The sequence below is a fragment of the Duganella qianjiadongensis genome, assembly GCF_009857915.1.
Lineage (GTDB): Bacteria > Pseudomonadota > Gammaproteobacteria > Burkholderiales > Burkholderiaceae_D > Rugamonas > Rugamonas qianjiadongensis.
Map to the genome: position 1 here is coordinate 524849 of NZ_WWCM01000001.1, position 23713 is coordinate 548561.

At 62.3% G+C, this 23713-nt stretch carries 24 protein-coding genes; 6 read left to right on the plus strand and 18 right to left on the minus strand.

The window, feature by feature from the left end:
* The first annotated feature begins 2 nt into the window (after positions 1 to 2).
* On the plus strand, positions 3 to 1286 hold the full coding sequence (locus GTP27_RS02370; RefSeq protein WP_161037553.1) for a c-type cytochrome: 1284 nt from the start codon (positions 3 to 5) through the stop codon (positions 1284 to 1286).
* A gap of 75 nt (positions 1287 to 1361) precedes the next feature.
* On the opposite strand, the gene GTP27_RS02375 is transcribed toward GTP27_RS02370, so the two are convergent.
* Entirely contained in the window at positions 1362 to 2483 is a 1122-nt protein-coding gene (locus GTP27_RS02375) for a type IV pilus twitching motility protein PilT (RefSeq protein ID WP_161037554.1), read from the minus strand.
* A gap of 42 nt (positions 2484 to 2525) precedes the next feature.
* Positions 2526 to 3170 carry a class I SAM-dependent rRNA methyltransferase gene (locus GTP27_RS02380; RefSeq protein ID WP_161037555.1) on the minus strand — a complete coding sequence of 215 codons (645 nt, stop codon included), beginning with the start codon at positions 3168 to 3170 and terminating at the stop codon, positions 2526 to 2528.
* A gap of 222 nt (positions 3171 to 3392) precedes the next feature.
* Between GTP27_RS02380 and GTP27_RS02385 the strand changes: the two genes are divergently transcribed.
* Positions 3393 to 4679, plus strand: a complete 1287-nt coding sequence (locus GTP27_RS02385; RefSeq protein ID WP_229633323.1) for a Xaa-Pro dipeptidase — start codon at positions 3393 to 3395, stop codon at positions 4677 to 4679.
* Between the two features lie 65 nt (positions 4680 to 4744).
* Here GTP27_RS02385 and GTP27_RS02390 read toward each other — a convergent pair whose 3' ends face one another.
* Positions 4745 to 5290, minus strand: a complete 546-nt coding sequence (locus GTP27_RS02390; protein WP_161037556.1) for a YaeQ family protein — start codon at positions 5288 to 5290, stop codon at positions 4745 to 4747.
* An 18-nt stretch (positions 5291 to 5308) separates the two neighbouring features.
* Entirely contained in the window at positions 5309 to 6178 is an 870-nt protein-coding gene (gene purU, locus GTP27_RS02395) for a formyltetrahydrofolate deformylase (RefSeq protein WP_161037557.1), read from the minus strand.
* A 202-nt stretch (positions 6179 to 6380) separates the two neighbouring features.
* On the opposite strand from purU, the gene GTP27_RS02400 reads away from it, so the two are divergent.
* A complete protein-coding gene (locus tag GTP27_RS02400) occupies positions 6381 to 6794 on the plus strand; it encodes a hypothetical protein (RefSeq protein WP_161037558.1) in 414 nt (137 codons plus the stop codon).
* Between the two features lie 109 nt (positions 6795 to 6903).
* Entirely contained in the window at positions 6904 to 7266 is a 363-nt protein-coding gene (locus GTP27_RS02405) for a KGG domain-containing protein (protein ID WP_161037559.1), read from the plus strand.
* A 3-nt stretch (positions 7267 to 7269) separates the two neighbouring features.
* On the opposite strand, the gene GTP27_RS02410 is transcribed toward GTP27_RS02405, so the two are convergent.
* Genes GTP27_RS02410 through modA form a run of 4 tightly spaced genes read right to left on the minus strand, consistent with a single transcriptional unit; the run spans position 7270 to position 10238 of the window.
* Positions 7270 to 8088 (minus strand): TOBE domain-containing protein, encoded by an 819-nt coding sequence (locus GTP27_RS02410; RefSeq protein WP_229633325.1) that lies wholly within the window; start codon positions 8086 to 8088, stop codon positions 7270 to 7272.
* Entirely contained in the window at positions 8078 to 8779 is a 702-nt protein-coding gene (locus GTP27_RS02415) for an ABC transporter ATP-binding protein (protein WP_161037560.1), read from the minus strand. Before GTP27_RS02415 ends, GTP27_RS02410 begins: the two co-directional genes overlap by 11 nt.
* Position 8780: 1 nt before the next feature.
* On the minus strand, positions 8781 to 9467 hold the full coding sequence (gene modB / locus GTP27_RS02420; RefSeq protein ID WP_161037705.1) for a molybdate ABC transporter permease subunit: 687 nt from the start codon (positions 9465 to 9467) through the stop codon (positions 8781 to 8783).
* 3 nt (positions 9468 to 9470) lie between these two features.
* A complete protein-coding gene (gene modA, locus GTP27_RS02425; protein WP_161037561.1) occupies positions 9471 to 10238 on the minus strand; it encodes a molybdate ABC transporter substrate-binding protein in 768 nt (255 codons plus the stop codon).
* 123 nt (positions 10239 to 10361) lie between these two features.
* Here modA and GTP27_RS02430 point away from each other — a divergent pair, with 123 nt between their 5' ends.
* Positions 10362 to 10871: a M48 family metallopeptidase gene (locus GTP27_RS02430; RefSeq protein ID WP_161037562.1), complete on the plus strand. Its 510-nt coding sequence runs from the start codon at positions 10362 to 10364 to the stop codon at positions 10869 to 10871.
* Positions 10872 to 10895: 24 nt separating this feature from the next.
* Here the strand turns inward: GTP27_RS02430 and GTP27_RS02435 are convergent, their stop codons facing one another.
* From GTP27_RS02435 to GTP27_RS02480, 10 genes are all read right to left on the minus strand, one after another.
* Positions 10896 to 11441: an LOG family protein gene (locus tag GTP27_RS02435; RefSeq protein ID WP_161037563.1), complete on the minus strand. Its 546-nt coding sequence runs from the start codon at positions 11439 to 11441 to the stop codon at positions 10896 to 10898.
* Complete coding sequence (locus GTP27_RS02440; RefSeq protein ID WP_161037564.1) at positions 11438 to 12223, minus strand: tetratricopeptide repeat protein; 786 nt, start codon at positions 12221 to 12223, stop codon at positions 11438 to 11440. The genes GTP27_RS02435 and GTP27_RS02440 overlap by 4 nt, the downstream gene beginning before the upstream one ends.
* Before the next feature lie 10 nt (positions 12224 to 12233).
* Positions 12234 to 12899 carry a TetR/AcrR family transcriptional regulator gene (locus tag GTP27_RS02445; protein WP_155433533.1) on the minus strand — a complete coding sequence of 222 codons (666 nt, stop codon included), beginning with the start codon at positions 12897 to 12899 and terminating at the stop codon, positions 12234 to 12236.
* A 66-nt stretch (positions 12900 to 12965) separates the two neighbouring features.
* A complete protein-coding gene (locus GTP27_RS02450; RefSeq protein WP_161037565.1) occupies positions 12966 to 13256 on the minus strand; it encodes a phasin family protein in 291 nt (96 codons plus the stop codon).
* 66 nt (positions 13257 to 13322) lie between these two features.
* Entirely contained in the window at positions 13323 to 16937 is a 3615-nt protein-coding gene (locus GTP27_RS02455; protein ID WP_161037566.1) for an EAL domain-containing protein, read from the minus strand.
* 16 nt (positions 16938 to 16953) lie between these two features.
* The gene (locus GTP27_RS02460) at positions 16954 to 18435 is read right to left on the minus strand and encodes a PAS domain-containing sensor histidine kinase (RefSeq protein ID WP_161037567.1); all 1482 of its coding nucleotides are present in this window, start codon (positions 18433 to 18435) and stop codon (positions 16954 to 16956) included.
* Positions 18436 to 18511: 76 nt separating this feature from the next.
* Positions 18512 to 19444 (minus strand): esterase/lipase family protein, encoded by a 933-nt coding sequence (locus GTP27_RS02465; RefSeq protein ID WP_161037568.1) that lies wholly within the window; start codon positions 19442 to 19444, stop codon positions 18512 to 18514.
* A 37-nt stretch (positions 19445 to 19481) separates the two neighbouring features.
* Positions 19482 to 21137, minus strand: a complete 1656-nt coding sequence (locus GTP27_RS02470; protein WP_161037569.1) for a GMC family oxidoreductase N-terminal domain-containing protein — start codon at positions 21135 to 21137, stop codon at positions 19482 to 19484.
* Complete coding sequence (locus GTP27_RS02475) at positions 21134 to 21658, minus strand: twin-arginine translocation signal domain-containing protein (protein WP_161037570.1); 525 nt, start codon at positions 21656 to 21658, stop codon at positions 21134 to 21136. Before GTP27_RS02475 ends, GTP27_RS02470 begins: the two co-directional genes overlap by 4 nt.
* 85 nt (positions 21659 to 21743) lie before the next feature.
* The gene (locus tag GTP27_RS02480; protein WP_161037571.1) at positions 21744 to 22535 is read right to left on the minus strand and encodes an RNA methyltransferase; all 792 of its coding nucleotides are present in this window, start codon (positions 22533 to 22535) and stop codon (positions 21744 to 21746) included.
* A 169-nt stretch (positions 22536 to 22704) separates the two neighbouring features.
* Here GTP27_RS02480 and GTP27_RS02485 point away from each other — a divergent pair, with 169 nt between their 5' ends.
* Positions 22705 to 23517: an inositol monophosphatase family protein gene (locus GTP27_RS02485; RefSeq protein WP_161037706.1), complete on the plus strand. Its 813-nt coding sequence runs from the start codon at positions 22705 to 22707 to the stop codon at positions 23515 to 23517.
* The last annotated feature ends 196 nt before the right edge of the window (positions 23518 to 23713 follow it).

Genomic DNA, 23713 nt, shown 5'->3' on the forward strand with positions numbered 1-23713 from the left:
CTATGCGCCGCCGCTTGCTACTTGCCCTCTTTGCGCTCTTACTGCTGCTCCTGCTGCTGGCCGGCTGGCTGGCACTGGCGGGACGCGATGATCCCGGCCCGCCGGCCCGTACGGGCGCCTTCAGCACGGAACAGCAGCGCAGCCGTGGCGCGTATCTGGCGCTGGCTGGCGACTGCATGGCCTGCCACACGGCGCGCGGTGGCGCAGCCTTTGCCGGTGGCCGCCTGCTGGCCACGCCGTTCGGCGCCATGCACACGCCGAATATCACGCCCGACCGCGCCACCGGCCTCGGCAGCTGGAGCGCGGACGATTTCTGGCGCGCCCTGCATAACGGCGTCAGCAAGGATGGGCGCCTGCTCTATCCGGCCTTCCCCTACACCAGCTACACGCGCATGCCGCGCGAAGACAGCGATGCACTGTATGCCTATCTGCAGTCGCTGCCAGCCATCCAAGCCGCCAATGCGCCGCACCAGCTGCGTTTCCCCTACAACCAGCAGATCTTGCTGGCCGGCTGGCGCGCGCTGTACTTCCGCCCCGGCGTGTACCGCGCCGATGCGGCTAAATCGGCCGAATGGAACCGTGGCGCCTATCTGGTGCAGGGACCGGCACATTGCAGCGCATGCCATAGCCCGCGCAACTGGCTGGGCGCCAGCGAAGGCGAATCACTGGCTGGCGCAATGCTGTCCATGCAGGGCTGGTATGCGCCGTCGCTGACTGCAGCCGATCAAGCGGGCCTGCAGCGCTGGCCGCAGGAGCACATCGTGCAGTTACTGAAAACCGGGGTCAGCGGGGACGCCAGCGTGAGCGGGCCGATGGCGGAAGTGGTGAGCCGCAGCCTGCAGCATCTGGACGATGCCGATCTGCGCGCCATGGCGCAGTATCTGCAATCGCTGCCGGCCAGTGCCAGCGCCGCGCCGAAAGATGGCGGCAGCAGCGTGGTTCTGCCAGCGTTTCTGGCGGCGGGAGAAAAACTCTATACACAGCATTGCGCCGATTGCCATGGCAGCACGGGGCGCGGACAGGCGCCGGCCTATCCGGCACTAGCCGGCAATCGCGCGCTGACGATGACGGCGACCGTCAACCCTATCCGCATGGTGCTGAACGGCGGCTTTGCGCCGGCCACGGCAGGCAACCCGCGGCCCTACAGCATGCCGCCTTTCGGCCCTGTGCTCAGCGATATGGAAGTGGCACAGGTGCTGACCTATGTGCGCGCCAGCTGGGGCAATCAGGCCGCGCCGGTCAGCGCCAGCGAGGTGAACCAGTACCGCAGCGTGCCGCTCGACTAGACAGTATCAGCACCGCTGCGCTCACGGCGGCGCGCTGGCAGCAGCGCGCCGGATCAGGTGCTGACTGACCAGCGATCAGGTCTGCGCAGCAAAGCCCAGCCGGTCGGTGGTGGCATTGCGCGCATCGTCCAGCTTCACTTTACCGGCGGCCAGCAGCTTGCGCAGCGAGTCGTTCATGGTGTGGCAGCCTTGCTGCGGCTTGCTCTCCATCCAGCTACGCAAAGCGCCGATCTGGCCGCCGGCAATCATGTTCACCACCTCCGGATTCGAGGTCAGGCATTCGGTAGCCAGATAATAGCGCTCACCGTCCACCGACGGCAGCAGCGCCTGACACAGCACGCCGCGCAGCGCGTGGGCCAGCGCCTGTGCCTGCGGCTCGGTATTGCCCAGCAGGCGCAGCATCTTCTGCAGCCCCAGTTCGGTGGAACGCGCATGCAGCGAGGCCAGCACCAGCGGGCCCGATTCGGCCAGCGCCAGCGCTTCCTGCGCCGTCTGGGCATCGCGGATTTCGCCGATCACGATGACGTCGGGACGCTCGCGCAGTGCATCGAGCGCGCCCAGATAGAAGCTCTCGACGTCGCCGTCATAGCCTACCTCGCGCTGGGTGATCACGCACTGGCGCTGCGGGATCAGCGTTTCCACCGGATCTTCGATGGTGATGATGTGGCCCGAGCGGTGCTTGTTGATCTCGTCCAGCATGGCCGCAATGGTGGTGGACTTGCCCTGACAGGTATCGCCGATGATCAGCACCAGCCCGCTGGTGAGTTTGGCGAAGTTCTGCTCGGCCTGGCGCAGGCCCAGCTGCGCCAGCGGCATGGGTTCGCGCGGGAAGCGGCGGATCACGCAACCGAGCCGCTTCTTGCCCTGGAAGCTGAAGCAGTTGGCGCGGATGCGCGCCGTGTGCAGATCGACGGCACGGTCGAAAGCCCGGTCCTGTATGCGCTCGGCCCAGTTGGGCTCGACCACTTCGAAGAATTCCTGCAGCTCTTCCCGTGTGATGGGCGTATCCGTCACCGCCACCAGCCCGCTAGGCTGGCGCAGCAGCAGCGGGCTGTTCTGGTGGATCAGGATGTCGCTGAAAATCAGCTTGGTATTGAGCAGGTGGAGTATCTGTTCGACCAGCGTACCGAACACCGGATGGTCTTCGTTCTCGATATAGGTCAGGGTACGAATTTGCGACGATTGATATTGGTCCATCAGCTCAGTAGTCTCCGCGAGGCAAAAAGTTAAAGCAGGTATTTAACTGCGCAATTTCGGGAATTTGAAGCCCGTGCACAGATCCATACTGTAACGCTGATTGCCCTCAATCACCAATACATGATCAGGCGGTTCTTCACCGGCCAGCACCCGCGAGATAAACGGCAGGCCTTCTCCCTTGCGGATCAGCTCATCGGAACGCTGGTACACATTGGGGCAGCCGGTCTCGGCCAGCAAAGCCTGTACGATCGCCACCTTCCACGCTTCCACGCCGCCGGAATTGAACTGGCAGATCAGATAACCATCCTGCCCGCTCCAGCTATGCACCAGCAGGCCGGACAGGCCATCTTCCTCGCCCAGCACCAGCGGCAGCAGCGCATTCGGCCCGGCCGCGCGCAGCGCCGGCAGGCGCTTGGCCACGGCCGCCTTGACGCGCCGCTTGATCATGGCGTGATCGACCGGCTCGTCTTCCTTGTAGCTCCACATGCGGGCACGGATCTGCGAATGGGCGTTATAGGCAGCGCGGCCGATAAACTGGCGCGACGAAGTCTGCACGATGGCCGTCGAGCCCGGTTTCGATTTTTCCTGCGGCTTGCCATCCACCCGTTCTATGGCGGTGGGGTAGATCCACGGGTCGCCGGCCAGCAAGCTCTTTTCCTTGCCCTGTTTGATGGTGATGATCAGCATGTAAGTCCAGTTTCTGCTGCATTGCAGCGTCGGTATATCGTTTCAAGGCCGCATGATACCGCATCGCCCGCCCCAGCCAGCTGTTGTAGATCGGCACACATCAACAATATGATGGCGCCGCCCCAGCGGGACAGTTACGCTAGCTGCATGCCTAAGTGTAGGCAACTAAATGTAGGCAACTAAGTGTAGGCCAACCAAGTAGCTATCTCAGGGGAGAATGATTTGAAACTCGACTACCCACGCTGGAGCGCTCTGAGCGCCCTCAGTCTGGCCCTGCTAGGCCTCGGCCTGAGCAGCCACGCCAGCGCCGCGATCACCGCCATCAAGGCCGCCCACATGCTCGATGTACGCAGCGGCACGATGATGGACTCTGCCGTCATTCTCATCGACGGCGAGCGCATTACGGCCGCCGGCAGCAAGCTGGCGATACCGGCCGGCGCCCAGGTGATCGATCTGGGCAACAAGACCCTGCTGCCCGGCCTGATCGACATGCACACCCACCTGACCGGCGATCCGCAGGATGCCGGCTATTCCGTGGTTGCCAAATCCGTGCCGCGGATGACCATGACTGGCGCCAAGAATGCCCGCCTGACCGTGCAGGCCGGCTTCACCACGGTGCGCAATCTGGGCGCCGAAGCCTATACCGACATCGGCCTGCGCGACGCCATCAACGATGGCGAAATGCCGGGCCCGCGCATCGCTGCGTCCGGCCCTGCCATGGGCATTACCGGCGGCCACTGCGACGACACCATGCATGCGCCCGAATACAAGAGCGTCAGTCTGGGCGTGGCCGATGGCGTCGACGAAGCACTCAAGGTTACCCGCCGCAATATCAAATACGGCGCCGACGTCATCAAGATCTGCGCCACCGGCGGCGTGCTGTCGTTCGGCGACGACCCGCGCACGTCCCAGTACACGCTGGAAGAACTCAAAGCCATCATCAGCGACGCGCACCGGCTGGGCCGCAAAGTGGCCGCGCATGCCCACGGTGGCGACGGCATCAAGCTGGCCGTGCTGGCCGGGGTGGATTCGATCGAGCATGGTTCCTACATCGATGATGAAGGCATCAAGCTGATGAAGGAACACAAGACCTGGCTGGTGCCTACCCTGTATCTGGGCGACTGGCTGATCGCCAATGCCGAAGCCATCAAGCTGCCGGCACCGCTGCTGGAAAAGGCCAAGGTGGTGCTGCCGACGGCGCGGCAGAATATCGCCCGCGCCATCAAGGCGGGCGTGCCGGTTGCCTTCGGCACCGATGCTGCCGTGTATCCGCACGGTCTGAACGGGCGCGAGTTTGCCGTGCTGGTGAAACTGGGCATGACGCCGCTGCAGGCCATCCGCAGCGCCACCGTCAACGCCAGCGAGCTGCTGGGCTGGGCTGACCGCGTGGGCAGTATCGAAGCAGGGAAATTTGCCGACATCATCGCCGTCGATGGCGATCCACTGAAAGATGTGACCACGCTGGAGCGCGTGCAGTGGGTGATGAAAGGCGGCGCCGTGGTCAGATAGGCGGGGCGCAAGACAGTCCGGGCCAAACCGGCCCGGACCGGCCAAACCGGCCCGGACCGGCCAGCTTAATCGCGTTCGCTTTTCAGGATTTCGCGGCCGACTTCCACTGTCGTGGTGCCATCGGTCAGCCAGATCTGGCCATCCTGTATGGTGCATTGCAGCTGCATGGTGCGCTGGGCCATGCGGCCCAGCTGCTCGGTGGCATCGGCATTCAGATTGATCACACTCAGGTTCTTGCAGCGCTCTACCTTGTTCGCCAGCCCTTTCCACCAGATGTGGCTGGTAGCCGCATAGCTGTACACCACCACATGCTCGGAACGGCCACAGGCCTTGAGCAGTACTTTCTCGTCGGGCTGGCCCACTTCTATCCACAGCTCGATGGCGCCGGTCAGGTCTTTCTGCCACAGATCCGGCTCTTCCACATCGAACAGACCTTTGGTAAAGCTCAGCGCTTCGTTGGCATGGATGGCATAGGCCACCAGCCGCACCATCATGCGCTCATCCGTTTCGGACGGATGGCGCGCCATGGTCAGCGCGGGCGACGCGTAATAATTGCGGTCCATGTCCGCAATCGATAGATCGGCTTTGTAAATTGTTGCTTTAAGGGCCATCAGGACTACTCTTTAGTGTTATTTGAAGACGACGGTCTTGTCGCCATTCTGTAAAACGCGGTGCTCGACAAACCATTTCACGGCACGCGCCAGCACCACGCATTCGACATCGCGGCCGATGGCGGACAGGGTGTCGGCATCCATCGAGTGATCGACCCGTTCCACATCCTGCTCGATGATAGGGCCTTCGTCCAGATCGCCAGTGACGAAGTGGGCGGTGGCGCCGATCAGCTTGACGCCGCGCTGGTGCGCCTGCGCATAAGGCTTGGCGCCCTTGAAGCTGGGCAGGAAGGAATGGTGGATGTTGATAGCCTTGCCCTTGAGCGCTGTGCACAGGCTGGGCGACAGGATCTGCATGTAGCGCGCCAGCACCACCAGATCGATCTGGTGCGAGTTGATCAGCTCGATAATCCTGGCTTCCTGCGCCAGTTTCACTTCGTCCGACGCACCGGTCGCCAGCGGCAGATAGTGGAACGGAATATTGTAGCTGGCGGCCAGCTGGTAGAAATCCATGTGATTGGACACGATGGCGGGAATTTCCACCGGCAGCAGACCGCTCTTGTAGCGGAACAGCAGATCGTTGAGGCAATGGCCGATCTTCGACACCATCAGCATCACGCGCGGCTTGTAGTGGGCATCGCGCAACTCCCAGTCCAGCCCCATGCTGGCGGCCAGCGTGGCGAAATCGGCGCGCAGGGCCGCATCGCCGAGGCCGCTATCTTCGAGCGCGAAGTGCACGCGCATGAAGAACAGCTGCGACTGGCTATCCCCGAACTGGGCCGAATCGATGATGTTGCAGCCATGCTCGGCCAGGAAGCCCGACACGCGATGCACGATACCGCGCTGATCGAGGCAAGAGAGAGTCAGAATGTATTCGGGATTGCTCATTTCTACCATCGTTAGAATTCATACAAGGCCGGTATTGTCGCACGGCTGGGCCGGAACTGCCCAATTCAACAGCAGCGTGGCGCCCCTATCCCCCGTTAGATGCAACACTTGCCAGCGCAAGGCCGGGAACTTTTCGTAGCAACCAGCCTCTATCTTCCTACCGGCCAGGCCGGACTATGTCACCGAATCAGGAGCTTACATCATGCCTAGCAACCCGCAGCCTCCCCTGCCCGCCCCCGCCTATGAACAGATCATCAACCTGTACCAGCAACTGGGACAGCACATCATTACCTCCATGCAGCGCCTGAGCGAACTGCATCTGCAACTGGGCCGCGACCTGCTGGCCGAGCTTGGCGATAGCCATGGCCGCTGGCTCGCCGGCAAGCAGGCCGGCGACTGGAGCAGCGTCCTGCTCCCGCCGCTGCAGCCATGGCAGCACTACCAGCAGCAACTGGTCGACATCCTCAGCATGACCCATTCCGGCATGCTGCAAACCGCGCACGAACACCTGACGGCCATGGAGCGCAAGCTGGAGCAGGCCAGCAAACGGGCCAGCAATGCCGCGCCCCGCGCCAGCGTCCAGAGCACCGTTGCCGCCTCGCGTACGCACCACTAATCGCCGCACCGGACTGGAACTTTCGTCAACCTTGCTTCTCTAATCATGCAGGGCAGCGAGCACTGCCCCACTATCCGACGCATCGCCACCACACCACCAAGGAGGACATATGGCCAGTAATTCCGGCAACGAAAACATCAAACCCAAGGGCAGCGCCAAGCGGGGCTTTGCCGCCATGGACGAAGCGACCCAGCGCAGCATCGCCAGCAAAGGCGGCCAGGCCGCCCACCAGAAGGGTACGGCGCACGAGTTCGACAGCGAGGAAGCCCGTCGGGCCGGTCAGAAAGGGGGCGAAGCGGTCAGCCGCGACCGCGCCCACATGGCCACCATAGGGCGCAAAGGGGGCGAAAGCCGGCAATCGGCCGCGCGTGCCAAAGCGCAGCAGGCGGCAAGCAGCGAAGCGGGCCCGAGCGGCTCGGAACAGGCCAGCAAAGGCGTCAGCCGCCAGAGCAGCAAGGCGGCCTCTCACTGATGGTTAAGTACCGAGAATAACGGCGGACGCCTTGAATATCGCGGTCGCCGGCATGCCCACGGCCAGTTCCAGCGCCTTGCCGCTTTCGCGCGTAACAATAGCGGCAACGGTGGCGCCGCCCGCCAGCGCAATGCTCACTTCCGTATTCACTGCGCCTTCCTGCACCCGGCTGATGGTGCCAACTAGCTGATTACGCGCCGAAAAGCGCGCGCCTTCCGCCTCGGTGAGCACGATAATCGAGCTGGCTTTGATCAGCGCCCACGCGCTGACGCCCGGCGCCAGTGCCAGACTGTCGCTACTATCGCGCGTAATGGTGGCAATGATCTGCTGTCCACCGGCAATCGCCAGTGCCACTTCATCATTAACGGCACCACGGGTGACCGCTACAACGGTGCCGCTGAACTGGTTGCGTGCGCTGGTTTTCATGGTGAGGTTCCTGATCACTAAGAGGTCGTCCGCCAGCGCCTGCGACTGGCCGCTCAGGGCCGCCACAAAGCGCCGGTGCGCAGCCTCGATTTTGGCAAAATTTTCCACCAGCTGTAGCCCGCGTGGCGTCAGGCGCGTGCCGCCGCCCCCCTTGCCACCCGCCAGCCGTTCCAGCAATGGCTCACCCGCCAGATTATTCATCGCTTCGATGGCATCCCACGCGCCTTTATAACTGAGCCCCACCGCCTTGGCGGCGGCCGTGATCGATCCATGCTCGGCGATAGCGGCCAGCAAATCCATCCGTTCGCGCCCGCCCAGCTTCTGTCCGCCTATGGTCATCCAGACACTGCCCTGCAGGGCCATGCCGCCCTGATCCTTGTCGGTCTTATCGTTCATGCATGACTCCCTGCACCGTCTTGCGGGTATCGATCAGGCGCCCCTGCTGCATGCGCAGCAGATGGTCGCCAAAAGCGGCGACATCGTCTTTGTCGTGGGTAATCAGCAGCATCGGAATGCCGAGCTGGCGCTGCAGCTTATCCAGTTCGGCGCGCATGCGCTGGCGCAGGGCCGGATCGAGCGCGGCAAACGGCTCGTCCAGCAGCAGTGCACGGGGCGCGGCGGCCAGCGCGCGCGCCAGCGCTACCCGCTGGCGCTGGCCGCCCGAAAGCTGATCCGGCATCTGCCCGGCCACACCATCGAGTTCCAGCCGGTCCAGCCAGTGACGCACGGTTTCGTGCGCAACATCGCGCGGCGGATTGCGCCAGCCACCTTGCAGGCCGAAAGCGATATTCTGCCGCACATTCAGGTGGGGGAACAGCGCATAATCCTGAAACAGATAGGCCAGCTGGCGCTGCTGCGGCGCCAGATTGATGCGTTCGGCATGTCCGTACAGGCAGCGCCCGGCCAATTCGATGCGGCCCTGATCGGGCGTCAGCAAGCCTGCCAGCGCTTTCAGCAGCATGCTCTTGCCGGCACCGGACTCGCCGTATATCACGATGCGCTGGCTGTCCGAAGTGAAATTGGCCTCCAGCGTAAAGTGCCGGCCAGCTGCTGCCAGTGTCTTGCGTAGATCAACTTTAAGCGTCATGTCACACCTGTAACGGACGGTGCGGCGTGAGCTTGTTGGCACTGACCAGCACCGCCATACACACCAGCGAGGTAATCATCACCAGCAGATTGGCCGTGTCGTCCTGCCCGGCTTGCACCGCTTCGTACACGGCGATCGACAGGGTCTGGGTCTTGCCCGGTATGCTGCCTGCCACCATCAGCGTAGCGCCGAACTCGCCCATGGAGCGGGCAAATGCCAGCAGCGTTCCGCCCAGCACGCCGCGCCATGCCAGCGGCAGGCTCACACGCAGAAACACTGCCCATGGCGACAGCCCCAGCACATAGGCCGCCTGTTCCAGCTGCGTATCGACCGCTTCGAACGCGGCGCGCGCGCCCTTCAGCACCAGCGGGAAAGCCACCACCGCGGCGGCCAGCACGGCAGCCTGCCAGCTGAAGATCAGCTGTATGCCGAAATGCTGCTGCAGCCATGCGCCTATGGGGCCATGGCGCCCTATCAGCACCAGCAGATAGTAGCCCAGCACGGTGGGTGGCATCACCATCGGCAGCGTCAGCAGTGCATCGAGCACTTCGCGTCCGATAAAGCGCTTGCGTGCCAGCAGGTAGCCAAAGCCGACACCGAGCAGCAGATCGATCAGGGTGGCCCACAGCGCCACCTTGAGCGACAGGCGCAGCGCGATCCACGCCGGTTCGGCGGTCAGTGATTCCAGCACTTATGGCCGCCCGAAACCGTAGCGGGCCAGGATCGTCTGCGCCGCAGCCGATTGCACAAATGCGCTGAACTGGCGTGCCGCCTGTGCCTGCGTGCTGCTGGCCACCACGGCAATAGGATAGGTCACCGGGGTTGCGGTCGGCACCGTGGCCACCAGCTGCACCTTGTCCTTGAACAGCGCGGCATCGGTGGCATACACGAAACCGGCATCGACCTCGCCACGGGCCACATAATCAAGCGACTGGCGCACCGAGGTCGCGTAGATCAGCTTGTTGAGCACGCCATTCCACAGTCCCGCCTGCTCCATGGCCTGGCGCGCATAGCGTCCGGCCGGCACGCTGGCCGGATTGCCGATGGCAATACGCTGCACGCCCGCCTGCGCCAGATCACGCAGCGCCCCCACCCCATATTTGCTGTCGGCAGGCTTGATCAGCACCAGCGTATTGCTGGCGAAATTAGTGCGGCTGCCTGCCGCCAGCAGCTTCATGCCTTCGGCCTTGTCCATGGTTTCCTGATCGGCGGAAGCAAACACATCCACTGGCGCCCCCTTGGCGATCTGCTGCAGCAGCGCATCCGAGGCAGCAAAATTGAACTGGACCTTGTCACCGCCATGCTGCTTTTCGTAGGCCGCAGCGATTTCCTTGAACGCGTTGCTCAGGCTGGCGGCTGCCGAGACCGTCAATTCGGCAGCACGGGCGGGCGCCAGCGCCATGCTCACAACTAGCACCGATAGCGCGAGAACAGTGTGTTTTACCGCTTGGCCGGACATATATTTCCTCATCGCAAAATTCGTCATGTAGTCGATTATATAGCGGTTGGAAAAACCGTGCTTTTAGCGCCATACGGCCCGGCTGTGGTACATTCACGCCTCGATAAAATTCTGTCCCGCCCCATGTCCCGCCTGAAGTACCTGAGTGCCTACTCCGAACAAACCCAGACCCAGGTTGCGCAGCTGATGGCGCAGGACAAGCTGGCCGCCGTGCTCAATAGCCGCTATGGCAAAGCCCACGATTACCGCACCGACAAGGCGCTATACCAGTATGTGCAGGAGCTCAGGAGCACCTATCTGCGCAATGCGGAGCCCATCAACAAGGTCGAATACGACAGCAAGATTCACGTCATCAACCACGCGCTGGGGCTGCACACTGCCATTGCGCGGGTACAGGGCGGCAAGCTCAAGGCCAAACATGAAATCCGCGTTGCCACCATGTTCAAGGCCGTGCCGATGGAATTCCTCACCATGATCGCTGTGCACGAACTGGCCCACCTGAAGGAAAAGCAGCACGACAAGGCGTTCTACCAGCTCTGCACGCACATGGAACCGAACTATCACCAGTACGAATTCGACCTGCGCCTCTACCTGACGCACCTGGATAACCAGGGCGAAAAATTGTGGAACTGATGCCGCGCTGACGCGGTCAGCCGCTCAGGCGCCAGCGCTTTTCAGACGCTGCAGCAGGCGTTCCGGTTCCGCTTCCAGCTGCATCAGCGCCACATGTTCGGCACGGATAAAACCTTGCGCACTGGCGTGCCGGATGAAGCCGGCCAGATGGTCGTAGAAGCCTGCCACGTTGAGCAGTCCCACCGGCTTGCGATGTATGCCCAGCTGGGACCAGGTCAGCATTTCGAACAGTTCTTCCAGCGTGCCCATGCCGCCGGGCATGGCGATGAAGCCGTCGGCCAGACTGGCCATCATGGCTTTGCGCTCGTGCATATCCTTGACGATGAACTGGCGCGTCAGGCCGTTGTGGCCCACTTCACGCTCCACCAGCGCGGTAGGAATCACCCCCGTCACTTCGCCGCCGTGCTGGAGCACTTCGTCGGCAATCACGCCCATCAGACCGACATTGCCGCCGCCGTACACCAGCGCCAGATTCTGCGCTACCAGTGCGCGGCCCAGCGCACGCGCTGCCTCGGCATACTGTGGATCATGGCCGGGATTGGCACCGCAATACACGCAAATCGCTTTCAAATCTGTTCTTCCTCTTCCAGTTGACGCCTGACCAGATCGGCATCGAGCCGTTCCAGCGCGTCCAGTGCGACACAGCGCGCAGCAGCCTGATACAGGGCGCGCGCCTCATCTTGTTTACGTTTCCCGTCCAGCATCTGCATGGCGCGCGCATAGCGCACCTTGACGATGGCCGATTCCGGCGTCAGTGCCAGCGCTTTTTCAAACGCGGCATAGCTTTCTTCCTTTTTGACGCCATAGGTCAGGCCACCCAGCAGCGCGCCTACCTTGTCGAGTATTTCCGCGTGATAGATGCCCAGTGCCACCTGCGCGTCGGCCCGCTCCGGCGCCAGACTCAGAGTGGTTTCCAGACTGCCGCGCACCTTGGCGCCCAGCCCCTGCGCCAGCGCCTTGACCACGGAAATGCCTTGCGCATACTGGCCCAGCGCGTACGCATGCCAGTAGAAGCCGGCCGGATTATCAGGCTGTTCCTGCTGCTGGCGTTCGCAGCGCTCGGCCACGCATTCGAAGGTGGCCAGCTTTTTCAGCAGACTGGGTTCAAGATACTGGGCATAGATGCAGATCGCCTTGTGCGCCACCGAGTAACCGGGCACGCCCACGTCCAGCCCGATGCGTGCCGCATGTTCGAATTCGCCTGCATGGAAAGCGATCCACGCCTGCACCAGCTTGGGATTGTCGGGCCATGGCTCGCGGTCACCCGCGTGCAGACGGGGCCACAGGCGCGCCAGACTTTCCGGCGTCTGCACGTAGGCGGGATCGGGATACGGGAAAGGAGTCCACGCCATAGCGGTAGTCCTACTTGAGCTTCTTCAGATATTCTTCGGACAGTTTCTGGAACAGCAAACTGGTTTCATTGCGCAGATACGGCCCGATCTGCGATAGCACCTGATAGCAGCCGCGCGCCAGCGCATCGGCCATCGATTGCTGCTCGCTGTATTTGCGCGGATTGCGCACATATTCGTAGGACAGCCAGTAGGTCGCCACCACCACCATATTGGTGGCCATGGCGTCGATGGCCGTGTCCGAGGCTTCCAGCGATTTTTCGCTGCGCAGGTCTTCGCACAGCTGTTTGGCCACCTTGATCTTGTGCGCCAGTATCTGCTTGAAGTGCAGCTCCAGCTTGCGGTTGCGCGACAGCAGATCGTTGAGATCGCGGTAGAAGAAACGGTAGCGCCAGATCAGTTCGAACATCAGGTGCAGATACAGCCACACGTCTTCGATATTCGAGCGGCGGCCATCGGGTACGGTCAGGATGCGGTTGATCTCCGCCTCGAACTGCACGAAGATGGAATTAACGATGTCGTCCTTGTTGCGGAAATGGTAGTACAGATTCCCCGGCGAGATATTCATTTCTTCGGCGATCACGGTGGTCGTGATGTTAGGCTCGCCAAATTCATTAAATAAGCGCAGCGACAGCTCTAATATGCGTTCGCGGGTACGGCGGGGTGCTTTTTGTAGCATAGCAAGGAAACCTCTGTTTATTCTCCTGCAAGCATAACACCGTTACCGCGAAGTTAAAAATTTCTGTCAGAGTAAGGGCGAGCGTACACCCTGCTGCGCCTTGAGCGCCGCCAGTTCACCGCTCAGCTCATCGACCCGCGCCTGCAGGCGCGCCACTTCGGCCGCCGTCGGCACACCGATGGCACTGAGGGCACGCAGCACACGCTCCTCGAAAACTTGCATAGAAAACATCTTGCCGCCCTCTTCCTGTGCTTGGGCAAAAGCGTGCAGGCCAGCCTGCCAGATTTCCTGCGACGACATGTGCATGGCGTCTGCCATACGCTGGTCATCGTCTTCCCGCTTCAACTTCTTGATCATGGCGTGTCCCATATTGTTTTGCGTTATTATTTTTTTATTGTAATGAGCAAAACTAGAGCCTTGGGTCTAATGCGCTGCCAGCAGCACGCTGCCATGCATCTGGGTCTGCAGGCGGAAGCCTTCGCGTATATTCTCCCGCAAAACGGAACCCTGCCACGGCTTGGTGTAGAAGCGGTCGATGGCGCCGTGATTGATGGCCTCCATGATGGGCGACAGATCGGTGTAGGCCGACAGCATGATGCGGAAAGTATCGGGCGCCAGATTCTTCACCCGCTCCATGAATTCCGTGCCGCTCATGGACGGCATGCACTGGTCGCACAGGATCACATGCACCTGGTTGTGCGCCAGCAGATCGAAGCCCTCGTCCGCCGTCTGCGCGGTCAGGATGCGGTAGCCGTCCTGCGCCAGAAAATCGGACAGCATTTCAAGCATGAACACATCGTCGTCCACGATCAGCAGCGTAGGCTGCCCCACCAGCCCCGCTTCCGGCGGCGCCTGCAGGAAATGGCCCTGACGCAGCATCTGCTCGAATTCGTCCTCGGGCAGGGGGCGGCTGAACAGATAGCCCTGCATCTCGTCGCAACTATGCCGGCGCAGATAGGCCAGCTGGGCATCCTTCTCCACCCCTTCCGCGATCACTTCCAGCTGCATGCTGTGCGCCATATTAATAATGGCCAGCACGATGGCCGCATCGTCGGGATTGCTGGTCACTTCGCGCACAAAGGCGATATCGATCTTGAGTTTATCGATGGGGAAGCGCTTCAGATAGGCCAGCGAGGAATAGCCGGTACCGAAATCATCGATGGATATCTGTACGCCGAGCGCCTTCAGATGCTGCAGCACGGTGATGGTTTCCTCGGCATTGGACATCAGCGAGCTTTCCGTCAGCTCCAGTTCCAGCAGCTCCGGCGCGATATCGAATTCGCGCATCACTTTCAGCACTTCTTCTTCCAGCCCGCCGACAAAAAACTGTATGCCCGACACATTCACCGACAGGTGGACAGCGCCCACGCCCGACTTGCCCCATTCGGCGATCTTGCGGCAGGCTTCGCGCAGCACCCAGTTGCCGACCCGTACGATCAGCCCCGTTTCCTCCAGCAGCGGGATGAACAGGGCCGGCGACACCATGCCGTGGCCGGGCCGGCGCCAGCGGATCAGCGCCTCGGCGCCGCTGATGCGGCCCGTGGCGATATTCACCTTGGGCTGGAAGTGCAGCACGAATTCCTCATTGTCGATGGCGCGGCGCAGGGCGATTTCCAGATCCAGCCGCGCAATCGACTGGGCATTCATCTCTGCCGTGAAGAAGCGGAAGGCATCGCGCCCAGCTTCCTTGGCGCGGTACATGGCCGTGTCGGCATACTGGATCAGCGTATCGGGATCGTCGCCGTCATCGGGATAGACGGAAATGCCTATGCTGGAGGTCAGCGTCACTTCATGGCCGCGCAGGTCGAACGGACGGCGCAGCGATTCGCGTATCTTGTCCACCACCGTCACCGCGGCCTGCGGGCCTTCCGGCAGGATCAGGATGGCGGCAAACTCGTCGCCGCCGAAACGGCCTATGGTGTCACGCACGCGCAGGCAATCGACCAGCCGGCTGGAGAACTGGCGCAGCAGTTCATCGCCGATGGTGTGGCCCAGCGTATCGTTGACGTTCTTGAAGCGGTCCACATCGAGAAATAGCACGGCCAGCGACCAGCCATGCTCGGCCGCCTGATGCAGCGAGTGGCCGAGCGAATCGTAGAACTGGCTGCGATTGGGCAGCCCCGTCAAGGTATCGAAATGGGCCAGTTTCAGCAGGCGCTGCTCGGCTTCCTTGCGCTCGGTGATGTCGCGCGCCACCGCCACCATGATCCAGGTCGAACCGGAGCGCAGCGTGCGCCGCTGTACCTCCACCGACAGCAGCGCGCCGTTCTGGCAGTGCAGCTGCAGCTCGCTCATGGCGCCGCTCTGTTCGCCGGACAGCAGCTTGCGGAACAAGTCTTCCAGCGGCTCCAGTTCACCGATGCCGCTGCCATCGGGATGCACGCGCAGGAAGTCCTCGCGCGGATAGCCGAGCATGCGGCACGCCGTGGCATTTACATCGACAAAACACATGCTGCTGCGGTCGAGCAGGAAGATGGCGTCGGCCGTGGCATCCATGGCCAGCCGGAAGCGGCGCAGGTCTTCGTCGAGCCGGATGCGCGCATTCATGTCGGCCGTCAGCTGGGCGTGGTGCTGCTTGATCTCTTCGTACATGGAGAGATTTTCGTAGGCCACCGCAATCTGCGCCGCCACCGTGATGGCCACCCGCTCATCGACTTCGGAAAAACCGTCCGAACCCAGTTTATCGACCAGATACAGCCAGCCATGCACGCGCTCGCGCGCAGCAATAGGCACACCGAGGAAAGAATGCACGGCCGGATGCTCGGCCGGCAGGCCGATGCTGACGGGATCGCCGTTCACATCGTTGAGGCGGCACACCTGTCCCTGTTCCAGCAGGCCGTGCAGCACGCCGGCGTGGGGGGCGGCAGCCAGCGCGCGTGCCGGCACCCCGGCACCACAGCTGGCAATATGGTTGAGTTCCCGGGTCTCGCTATCGAGCATGCCGATGCACGCATATTTCGATACGCAGATGTTCTGCGCCACCCGGCAACCGATTTCGATCAGCGCAGCGGGATCGCGTTCGGCACCGAGCTCGATGCCCAGTTCGATCAGCGCGGTCAGGCGCAAGCTCACTGCCTGCAGACTGGAGAGCGAACTGGTAAGGCGCTGCGTCATGCGCTCCAGATGTTCGCTGGCCGCGCCGCCAGTCTCGCCGGTCTGGTCGGCAATGCGCGACAGCTGGCGGCTGCTGTTTTCCAGTTCATCGAGATATTCGGCCACCTTGTCGTCGAAATGGTGAAAGCGGCCATCGAGCGGCGGCTCCGGCACATGGCGCGCCGGTGCCAGTTCGGACTGCATGCCCAGCGCTTCCTGCACCGTGCGGCGTATCACTTCGGGATCGGACGGCTTGGGCAGCACCCAGCGCACGCCGCAGCTCTGGGCCAGCGCCATGGCTTCGCGCTCGCGGTAGATGGCGGTATAGAAGATCACCGGCACTTGCGCCGTGGCCGGATTGGCATGCAGGCGGGTGACGAATTCATAGCCATCCATGCTGGGCATGAGGATGTCCGAAATTACCAGATCGGGCTGTTCGGCCTCCACCATGCGCAACGCTTCGGCGCCGTTGGCCGCCTCCAGCAGGCGGTGGCCGTCATAGCCCAGCAGCGTCATCAGAAATTCGCGGTTCAGCACATGGTCATCCACGATCAGGATGGTGGCCGCGGTCATTTCGTGCGGCTTTAGATAGGCCTCGATCTGGCCGACAAAACGCTCGGGCTCCACCGGCTTGCCGATATAGCCATCAAAGCCTGCTGCCAGCAGCTTTTCGCGGTCGCCCAGCATGGCCAGCGCCGTCACGGCCAGCAGCGGAATATGCCGCATGGTGGCATCGCCCTTGAGCGCCGCCACCACGCCATAGCCATCGAGCTTGGGCAGATGCACATCGCACAGGATCAGATCGGGCCGGTGCTGGCGCGCCTGCGCCACCCCGCTCTCGCCATCGCCGGCGCTGATGGTGCTGTGGCCATAGGCGCGCAGCAGGTAAACCATCAGTTCCAGATTGGTCGCGTTATCTTCGATGATGAGGATCCGTGCCGCCACAGTGCGCCCTCCTGATTTATTCTCTCGGCAGAGCCAGCGTGAACGTGCTGCCAACCCCGTATTCGCTATCGAACAGTATTTCGCCCTGCAGCAGCGAGGCCAGGCGCTGGCTCAGGTGCAGGCCCAGCCCGGTGCCTTCGAACTGGCGCACATTGCCGGCATCAAGCTGGGAAAAGGCCTGGAACAGCGCGCCGCGGTCCTCGGCTTCGATGCCGATGCCGGTATCGCGGATGCTGATGGTAACGCAAGCGCGCTCGCTCACCTGCGCCGTATCGAGGTTCACCTGCACCTTACCATGCTCGGTGAACTTGATGGCGTTATGTACCAGATTCATCAGAATCTGCTGCAGGGCGCGGCGGTCCGCCATCACTGTCAGGTCATCCTCGGCACTGACGAACTCCAGTTCCAGCCCTTTCTGGCGGGCCTGCGGGCGGAACAGCAGCAGCACTTCGTCGATCAGCTGGCGGCATTGCAGCGGCGCCAGTTCCAGCTCCAGCTTGCCCGCTTCGATCTTGGTCAGGTCGAGCAGATCGTTGATCAGCGAAAGCAGATGGCGCGCACTGCTCTGCACCGTACGCAGATGCTTTTCCTGTTCTTCGTTGATCGGCCCCGGCAGCTTCATCAGCATGGTGCCGGTAAAGCCTATGATGGCATTCAGGGGCGTGCGCAGCTCATGCGACATGCCCGCTAAAAAGCGATCCTTGGCGGCGCTGGCGCGGGCCAGTTCCGTGTTCTGTTCCTGCAGCGTGCGCTCGATACGTTTGCGCTCCGTGTTATCGCGGATGGCACTCATGATCAGCGTGCCCTCTTCCGTCGCGATGGGACTCAGGCTGATCTCGACGGGAAACTCCATGCCATCGCTGCGCAGGCCATACAGATCGCGCCCCGATCCCATCGGCCGCACTTGCGGCTGCTTCATGTATTCGCTGCGGTGCTGCAGATGGGAGCCGCGGAAGCGCTGCGGCATCAGCTGCTCGAGCGGCAGCCCGCGCATGGCACCTTGCGGATAACCGAACAGCGCATGAGCCTGACGATTGGCCAGCACTACCCGACCGCCCGAATTGGCCAGCAGGATGGCATCGGGCATCGATTCGAGCAGGCCGTCGAAGCGCGCTTCCACCAGTTTGGCGTCGCGCAGCACCTTGAGCGCGGTCACATCCTTTTTGCTCCACAGGATGTGCTCGGGCTGGCCCCGGGCATCGCGCACCAGTTTGGAACTGCTGTCCACATACACCAGCGCGCCGTCTTTGGACTGGCGCATCGATTCATAATTGGCCGAGCCGCTAGCGAGCGTCTGGGCAATCACGCCGGCCTCTTCCTCCAGCAGACCGGCCGGCACAATCAGCTCGGCCAGGCGGCGTCCCAGTGCTTCTTCGCGGCTATAGCCGAACACTGCCTGCGCGCCATTGGTCCAGCATTCCACCACGCCCTCGAGCGTGGTGACGATGACGGCATCCGGTGTTTCATTGAGTATCAAGCTACCAAAATCAGTGGGCATGGTGGCACCTTGCATAGTCTGCTAGCTATAGCTTATCCAACATACAGCAACCGTCAACGAAAATACTCACACAATGTCACGCGTGGGTCGCTGCCAAAATTTCGTCCATGACACGCGGCAATGTTTCCGCATGCCGACCTAACGCCACATGGCCGACGCCCTCGAATGCCAGCTGGCGCGCACCGGCCAGCTGGGCCGATTGCGCCGGCGCGACTATATTGTCATGCAAGGTATAGATTGTGCTGAACAGTTCCCGTTGCAGATTCGCCTCACCTGCGGCCAGTCCGCGCAGCCATTCGCTGTTGTACAGCATCTGCCGGACGTTCTGACCGATGCCGAACTTGGCCAGCGACAGTGCCGTACCCTGATGCGGCGTACCCAGCGTGATCACGCGCGCGACTGCCGCCGCACCATAACGGCGCAAATAGGCCCGTGCCACCAGCCCGCCCATGCTGTGCCCGACGATCACCACGCGCTGCTGGCCTGTGGCGGCGCACAACTGCGCGATGGCAGCGTGCACCTGCGGAGTAAAGTCGTCGATCGAAGCGCCCGGTGGTTCCAGATCGACGCCGAGATGGGCCACGCCAGCCTGATTGAGCAGGCCGCTCAGCGGACGCCAGTAACCGCTATTGCAGCCATAGCCATGAATCAGCAGCACCGGCAGGCCATGCTGCCCGGCCGGCAGTTGCAGGCCGACGGGATGCAGCATGTCGTAGCTGGTGGTTTTCAGATTGGAGCAGTATTCATGCGCCAGCAACATGCATAGCCGCGGCAGCGACAGCGCTGGCGCAGCGGGCTGGCCGCGCAGACTGAGGCGGAAATTATTGGCCGAGATAAGCAGGCGCAGCGTCAGCACCAGCACCCCGCCGCACAGCAGATAGAACAGCTCCAGCAGCGCCTGCCAGTACAGCGGGCCTGCCGGTTGCCAGTAGCGATGCAGCGTCGCAGCGACGATCAGTGCCGTCGCCAGCTGCAAACCCAGTAAGAGGAACACCACGCGTCGGATCATGCAGCCATCATAACCCGACTAAAAAATTTGCGTAGCGTCAGCTTCGTACGGGACGTGCAGCAGGCTGGCCCGTCAGCTGTTCGGCCAGCGTGCTGGCCAGCCGCGCCACGATGCCATAGATCGATAGCTGGGGATTGGCGCCTATCGAGGTAGGGAACAGCGAACCGTCATGCACGGAAACGTTGCTTAGACCATGATAGCGACCATCGGCCGCCGTCACGCCCTGACGCGCATCGTCGGCCATGGCACAGCCGCCCATCACGTGGGCCGACACCACACGCATGGCCAGCTGTTTCATCGGCAGCGCCCTGATGCCGGCCTGCGCCTCGGCCCAGCTCTTGTACAGCGGCGTGGCCTCATGCACGGGCGCGACATCTTTCGCCCCGGCGGCGAACTGGATTTCGGCCATGGTCAGCAAGGCGCGGCGCGCGCCGTCCCAGATGTAATCGCTGATCGGATAGTCGAGCACGGGCGCGCCATCGCTGCCGAGGATCACGCTGCCGCCCGCCGCATCGGCATGGAAGCCGTCGCGCAGCAGCGCCAACGTGGCCTGCTTGTAGGGGAACTGCGCCATATCGGCGGCATGGGCCGCGCCGAAGCCGGCCTTGGTCGTCGCCAGCAGCAGCGGATGCAGCGGCGGCACTTCCAGCTTGTAGCCTATCGGGCCGTCGATCGCCTGGGTGTGCAGGAAGTGGTCGGAATAGACGGTTTGCGGCGCGCCGGAAAAACTGTTCACGGGCTGCGCGAAAGTAGCGGCTGACACCACCACCGGATGCAGGAAAGTGCGCTGGCCTAGCAAACCGTGCGGGTCCGGTGCGGCGGAGCGCATCAGCAGGGCCGGTGAATTGATGGCGCCGCCTGCCACCACAAAATGGCGCGCCTTCAGCGTCAGCTTGCGTCCGGTGGGTGCGAGGCCCGCTGCATCGAGTGCCAGGCAGTCCAGCTGCACCGCCTTATCGCCCTGCAGCACCAGCCGCTGCGCGCGGGCGCGCGTGAGCAGCATGGCGCCGTGATTGAGCGCCGACGGAATGGTGGTAATCAGCATCGACTGCTTGGCATTGGTAGGACAGCCCATGCCGCAATAGCCGAGGTTCCAGCAGCCGTTGACGTTGCGCCGGATCAGCGCAGTAGGTATGCCGAGCTTGCTGGCGCCGCGCCGCAGGATATCGTTGTTCTCGTTAGGCGGCACATTCCAGTCGCTGATGTTGAGGCGCTGCTCCATCAGTTCGAACCATGGCGCCAGCGCAGCCGTATTGTAGGTGTGCAGGCCGAACTTGTGCTGCCAGTAGCCCAGCGTGCTATCCGGCGTGCGGAAGCTGCTGGTCCAGTTGACGGTGGTGCTGCCGCCCACGGTACGGCCCTGCAGAATATTGATGGCCTTGTCGCGGGTTTTGCGGGCCGCCGATTCCTGATACAGCTGGGGATAGGCTTGCGCCTCGTTCATGTTGAAATCGTTGGAAGAATGCAACGCTCCCTCTTCCACGATCAGCACGCGCAGGCCGGACAGGGCCAGAATTTCCGCCGTGACGCCGCCTCCGGCACCGCTGCCCACCACCACCACGTCCGCTTCCAGCGTCAGGTCGGCGCTCAGGCGGCTGGCATCGGTGACCTGCCAGCCACTGGCCAGGCCAGCCTGTACCGGGTCGGGTATCAGCGCCTGGGTCTGATTGATAGGTATATTCGTGCGGCTCATTTCAGCAACTCCTTGCGCGGACCGGGATAGCCGATGGCGGCCCAGGAAGACGGATCGGCATACCACGAACCGAGCACCAGATCATGCAGCGCCAGATAGGCGATCTGCAGCATGGCCAGGCGGTGATTGCGCCAGCTTTGCAGAAAGTCCGCCACCTCGGCAGGCCGGGCCTGTTCCCAGCTGTCGCTCACGCCCGCCAGCAGGCGCCGCGCCGGTGCCAGCGCCAGCAGGCCGAACAGGTCCTGGATTTCTTTCTGGGTATTCAGCGGCAGCCCCAGGATGGCGCCATGGGTGCGGGCCAGCGCGGCCTCCAGCGCTGGCCCACGCGTCGCCGCATCGGCGGGCAGCAAGGGCCCCAGCAGCGCCGGAATAATGGCATTCAGGGCCGCTCTGGCCTGGCCGTCAAGGGCAAAGGGATGGGGCAATGGTGACGGGGTCACCATGCGATAGATGGCCCCGCCCGCCGCCAAAGTAATGGCCGCGGCAGCGCCTATCTTCAGAAAAGATCTGCGGTTGCTCATGTCTCCGTCCTACTGGTTATTTTGTTATCTAACTAGTGTACGTGAATCAACTAACCGCAGAGTCAGCAAAAATAGAGTGATCGTTCTAGTTATCGCCTGCAGCGGGGCGCCGGCCTGCCATGTGACGCGCGATGCCGCGCAGAATATTCACTTCCTCCTGCTCCAGGTGGGCGCGGGCAAACATGCGCTTGAGGCGCGGCATCAGCTTGCGCGGGTTGCCGGCATCGAGGAAGCCGATGGCAACCAGCGCCTGCTCCAGATGCTGGTACATGCCTTCGATCTGGGCCACGCTGGCCGCGGCGCCCTGAAAACCGATGTCATTGGCATCGCCGCCCGGCTGGCGCACGCTGGGTGTGCCGTCCAGCGCAGCCATGCGGCATTCGTAGGCCAGCACCTGCGCCGCCTGCGACAGGTTGAGCGAGGAATAATCGGGATTGGCCGGAATATTGATCAGCACATTGCACTGTTCCACGATCTGGTTGGGCAGGCCAAAGCGCTCATTGCCAAATATCAAGGCCGCATGCAGTTCGGGCTGGGCCAGCAACTGCCCTGCCAGCATGCGCGGCGTCAGTACGGGCGGCGAATATTCGCGCAGGCGGGCCGAGACGGCGGCGGCAAAATGAATGCCTTGCAGTGCTTCGGCCATGTTGTCCACCACCCGTGCCGCCGCCAGAATATCGCCGGCGCCGCTGGCAAAAGCGATGGCTTCGGGGTCGTCCAGCGCCCCTTCGAAGCGGGGGCTGACCAGGACCAGATCGGTGAAACCCATGGTTTTCATGGCTCTTGCCACAGCACCAATATTGCCTGCACGGCTAGTTTCTACCAGAATAAATCGCAGCCGTTTGAAAAGATTCGTGTTGATTTCGGGCAGGTTCATTTAAAATAGCGCTATTGCGCAGTGTCGATACTAAGATTTTCCGGAATTTTACCCTGTCGGCGCCGCTCCGCTCTTTAATTCACTCTTGTACTCTATCGTGCTGCCGGGCAGGCTGAGGCCCCCGCTGGGCGTTAGCGTTCTTTTAACGGAAAAAGCTACCATGCATCCTATGCTCAACACGGCGGTGAAGGCCGCCCGCCGCGCCGCCGCGGTCATCAACCGCGCTTCGTTCGATCTGGACCGTCTGATCGTCAACGAAAAAAACCACAAGGATTTCGTCACCGATGTCGATCAGGCTGCCGAGCAGGCCATCATCGAAGTGCTGTCCAAAGCCTATCCTGACCACGCTTTTCTGGCCGAAGAATCGGGCGCTTCCGCCAACGCCCACGACGAGAGTGAATACACCTGGATCATCGACCCGCTCGATGGCACCACCAACTTCATGCACGGTTTCCCGCAGTACTCGATCTCGATCGCGCTGGCCCAGCGCGGCGTGATCACCCAGGCCGTGATCTACGACCCGGTGCGCAACGACCTGTTCACTGCCACCAAAGGCGGCGGCGCTTACCTGAACGACAAGCGTATCCGCGTCACCAAACTGGACCGCATTGCCAACGCCCTGCTGTCGACTGGCTACGTCGCCGGCAATGCCAAGGCGCTGGACGAATACCTGAAGATGTACGGCATCATGGCCGAGCGCTGCCACGGCGTGCGCCGTCCGGGCAGCGCCGCACTGGATCTGGCTTACGTGGCTTCGGGCCGTCTCGATGGTTTCTACGAAAAAGGCCTGAAGCCGTGGGACATCGCAGCCGGTTCGCTGATGGTAACGGAAGCGGGCGGTATCGTTGGCGAGTTCAACGGTGAGTCGGACTACCTGTACAAAGGCGACATCATTGCCGCCAGCCCGAAAATCTTCGGCCAGATGGTCGGTCTGCTGACCCCGTTCCACGCTGTGCCTGCTGCAGCAACGGCAGCGGAATAAGCCTGCGGGCAGGACAGTCCTGCCCAAATGTTTCATTGCTGAACTTTGTTACAAAAAAGAGAGCGTCCGCTCTCTTTTTAATTTCCGTATTGAAACAATATCCGGATGAAGCTGTTATACTCTGTGCTGCGGCTCCTTTGACCAGTCCTCTGCCGCAGTATCATCCACCTAGATTGCCTGCGACTGGCGCCAGCAA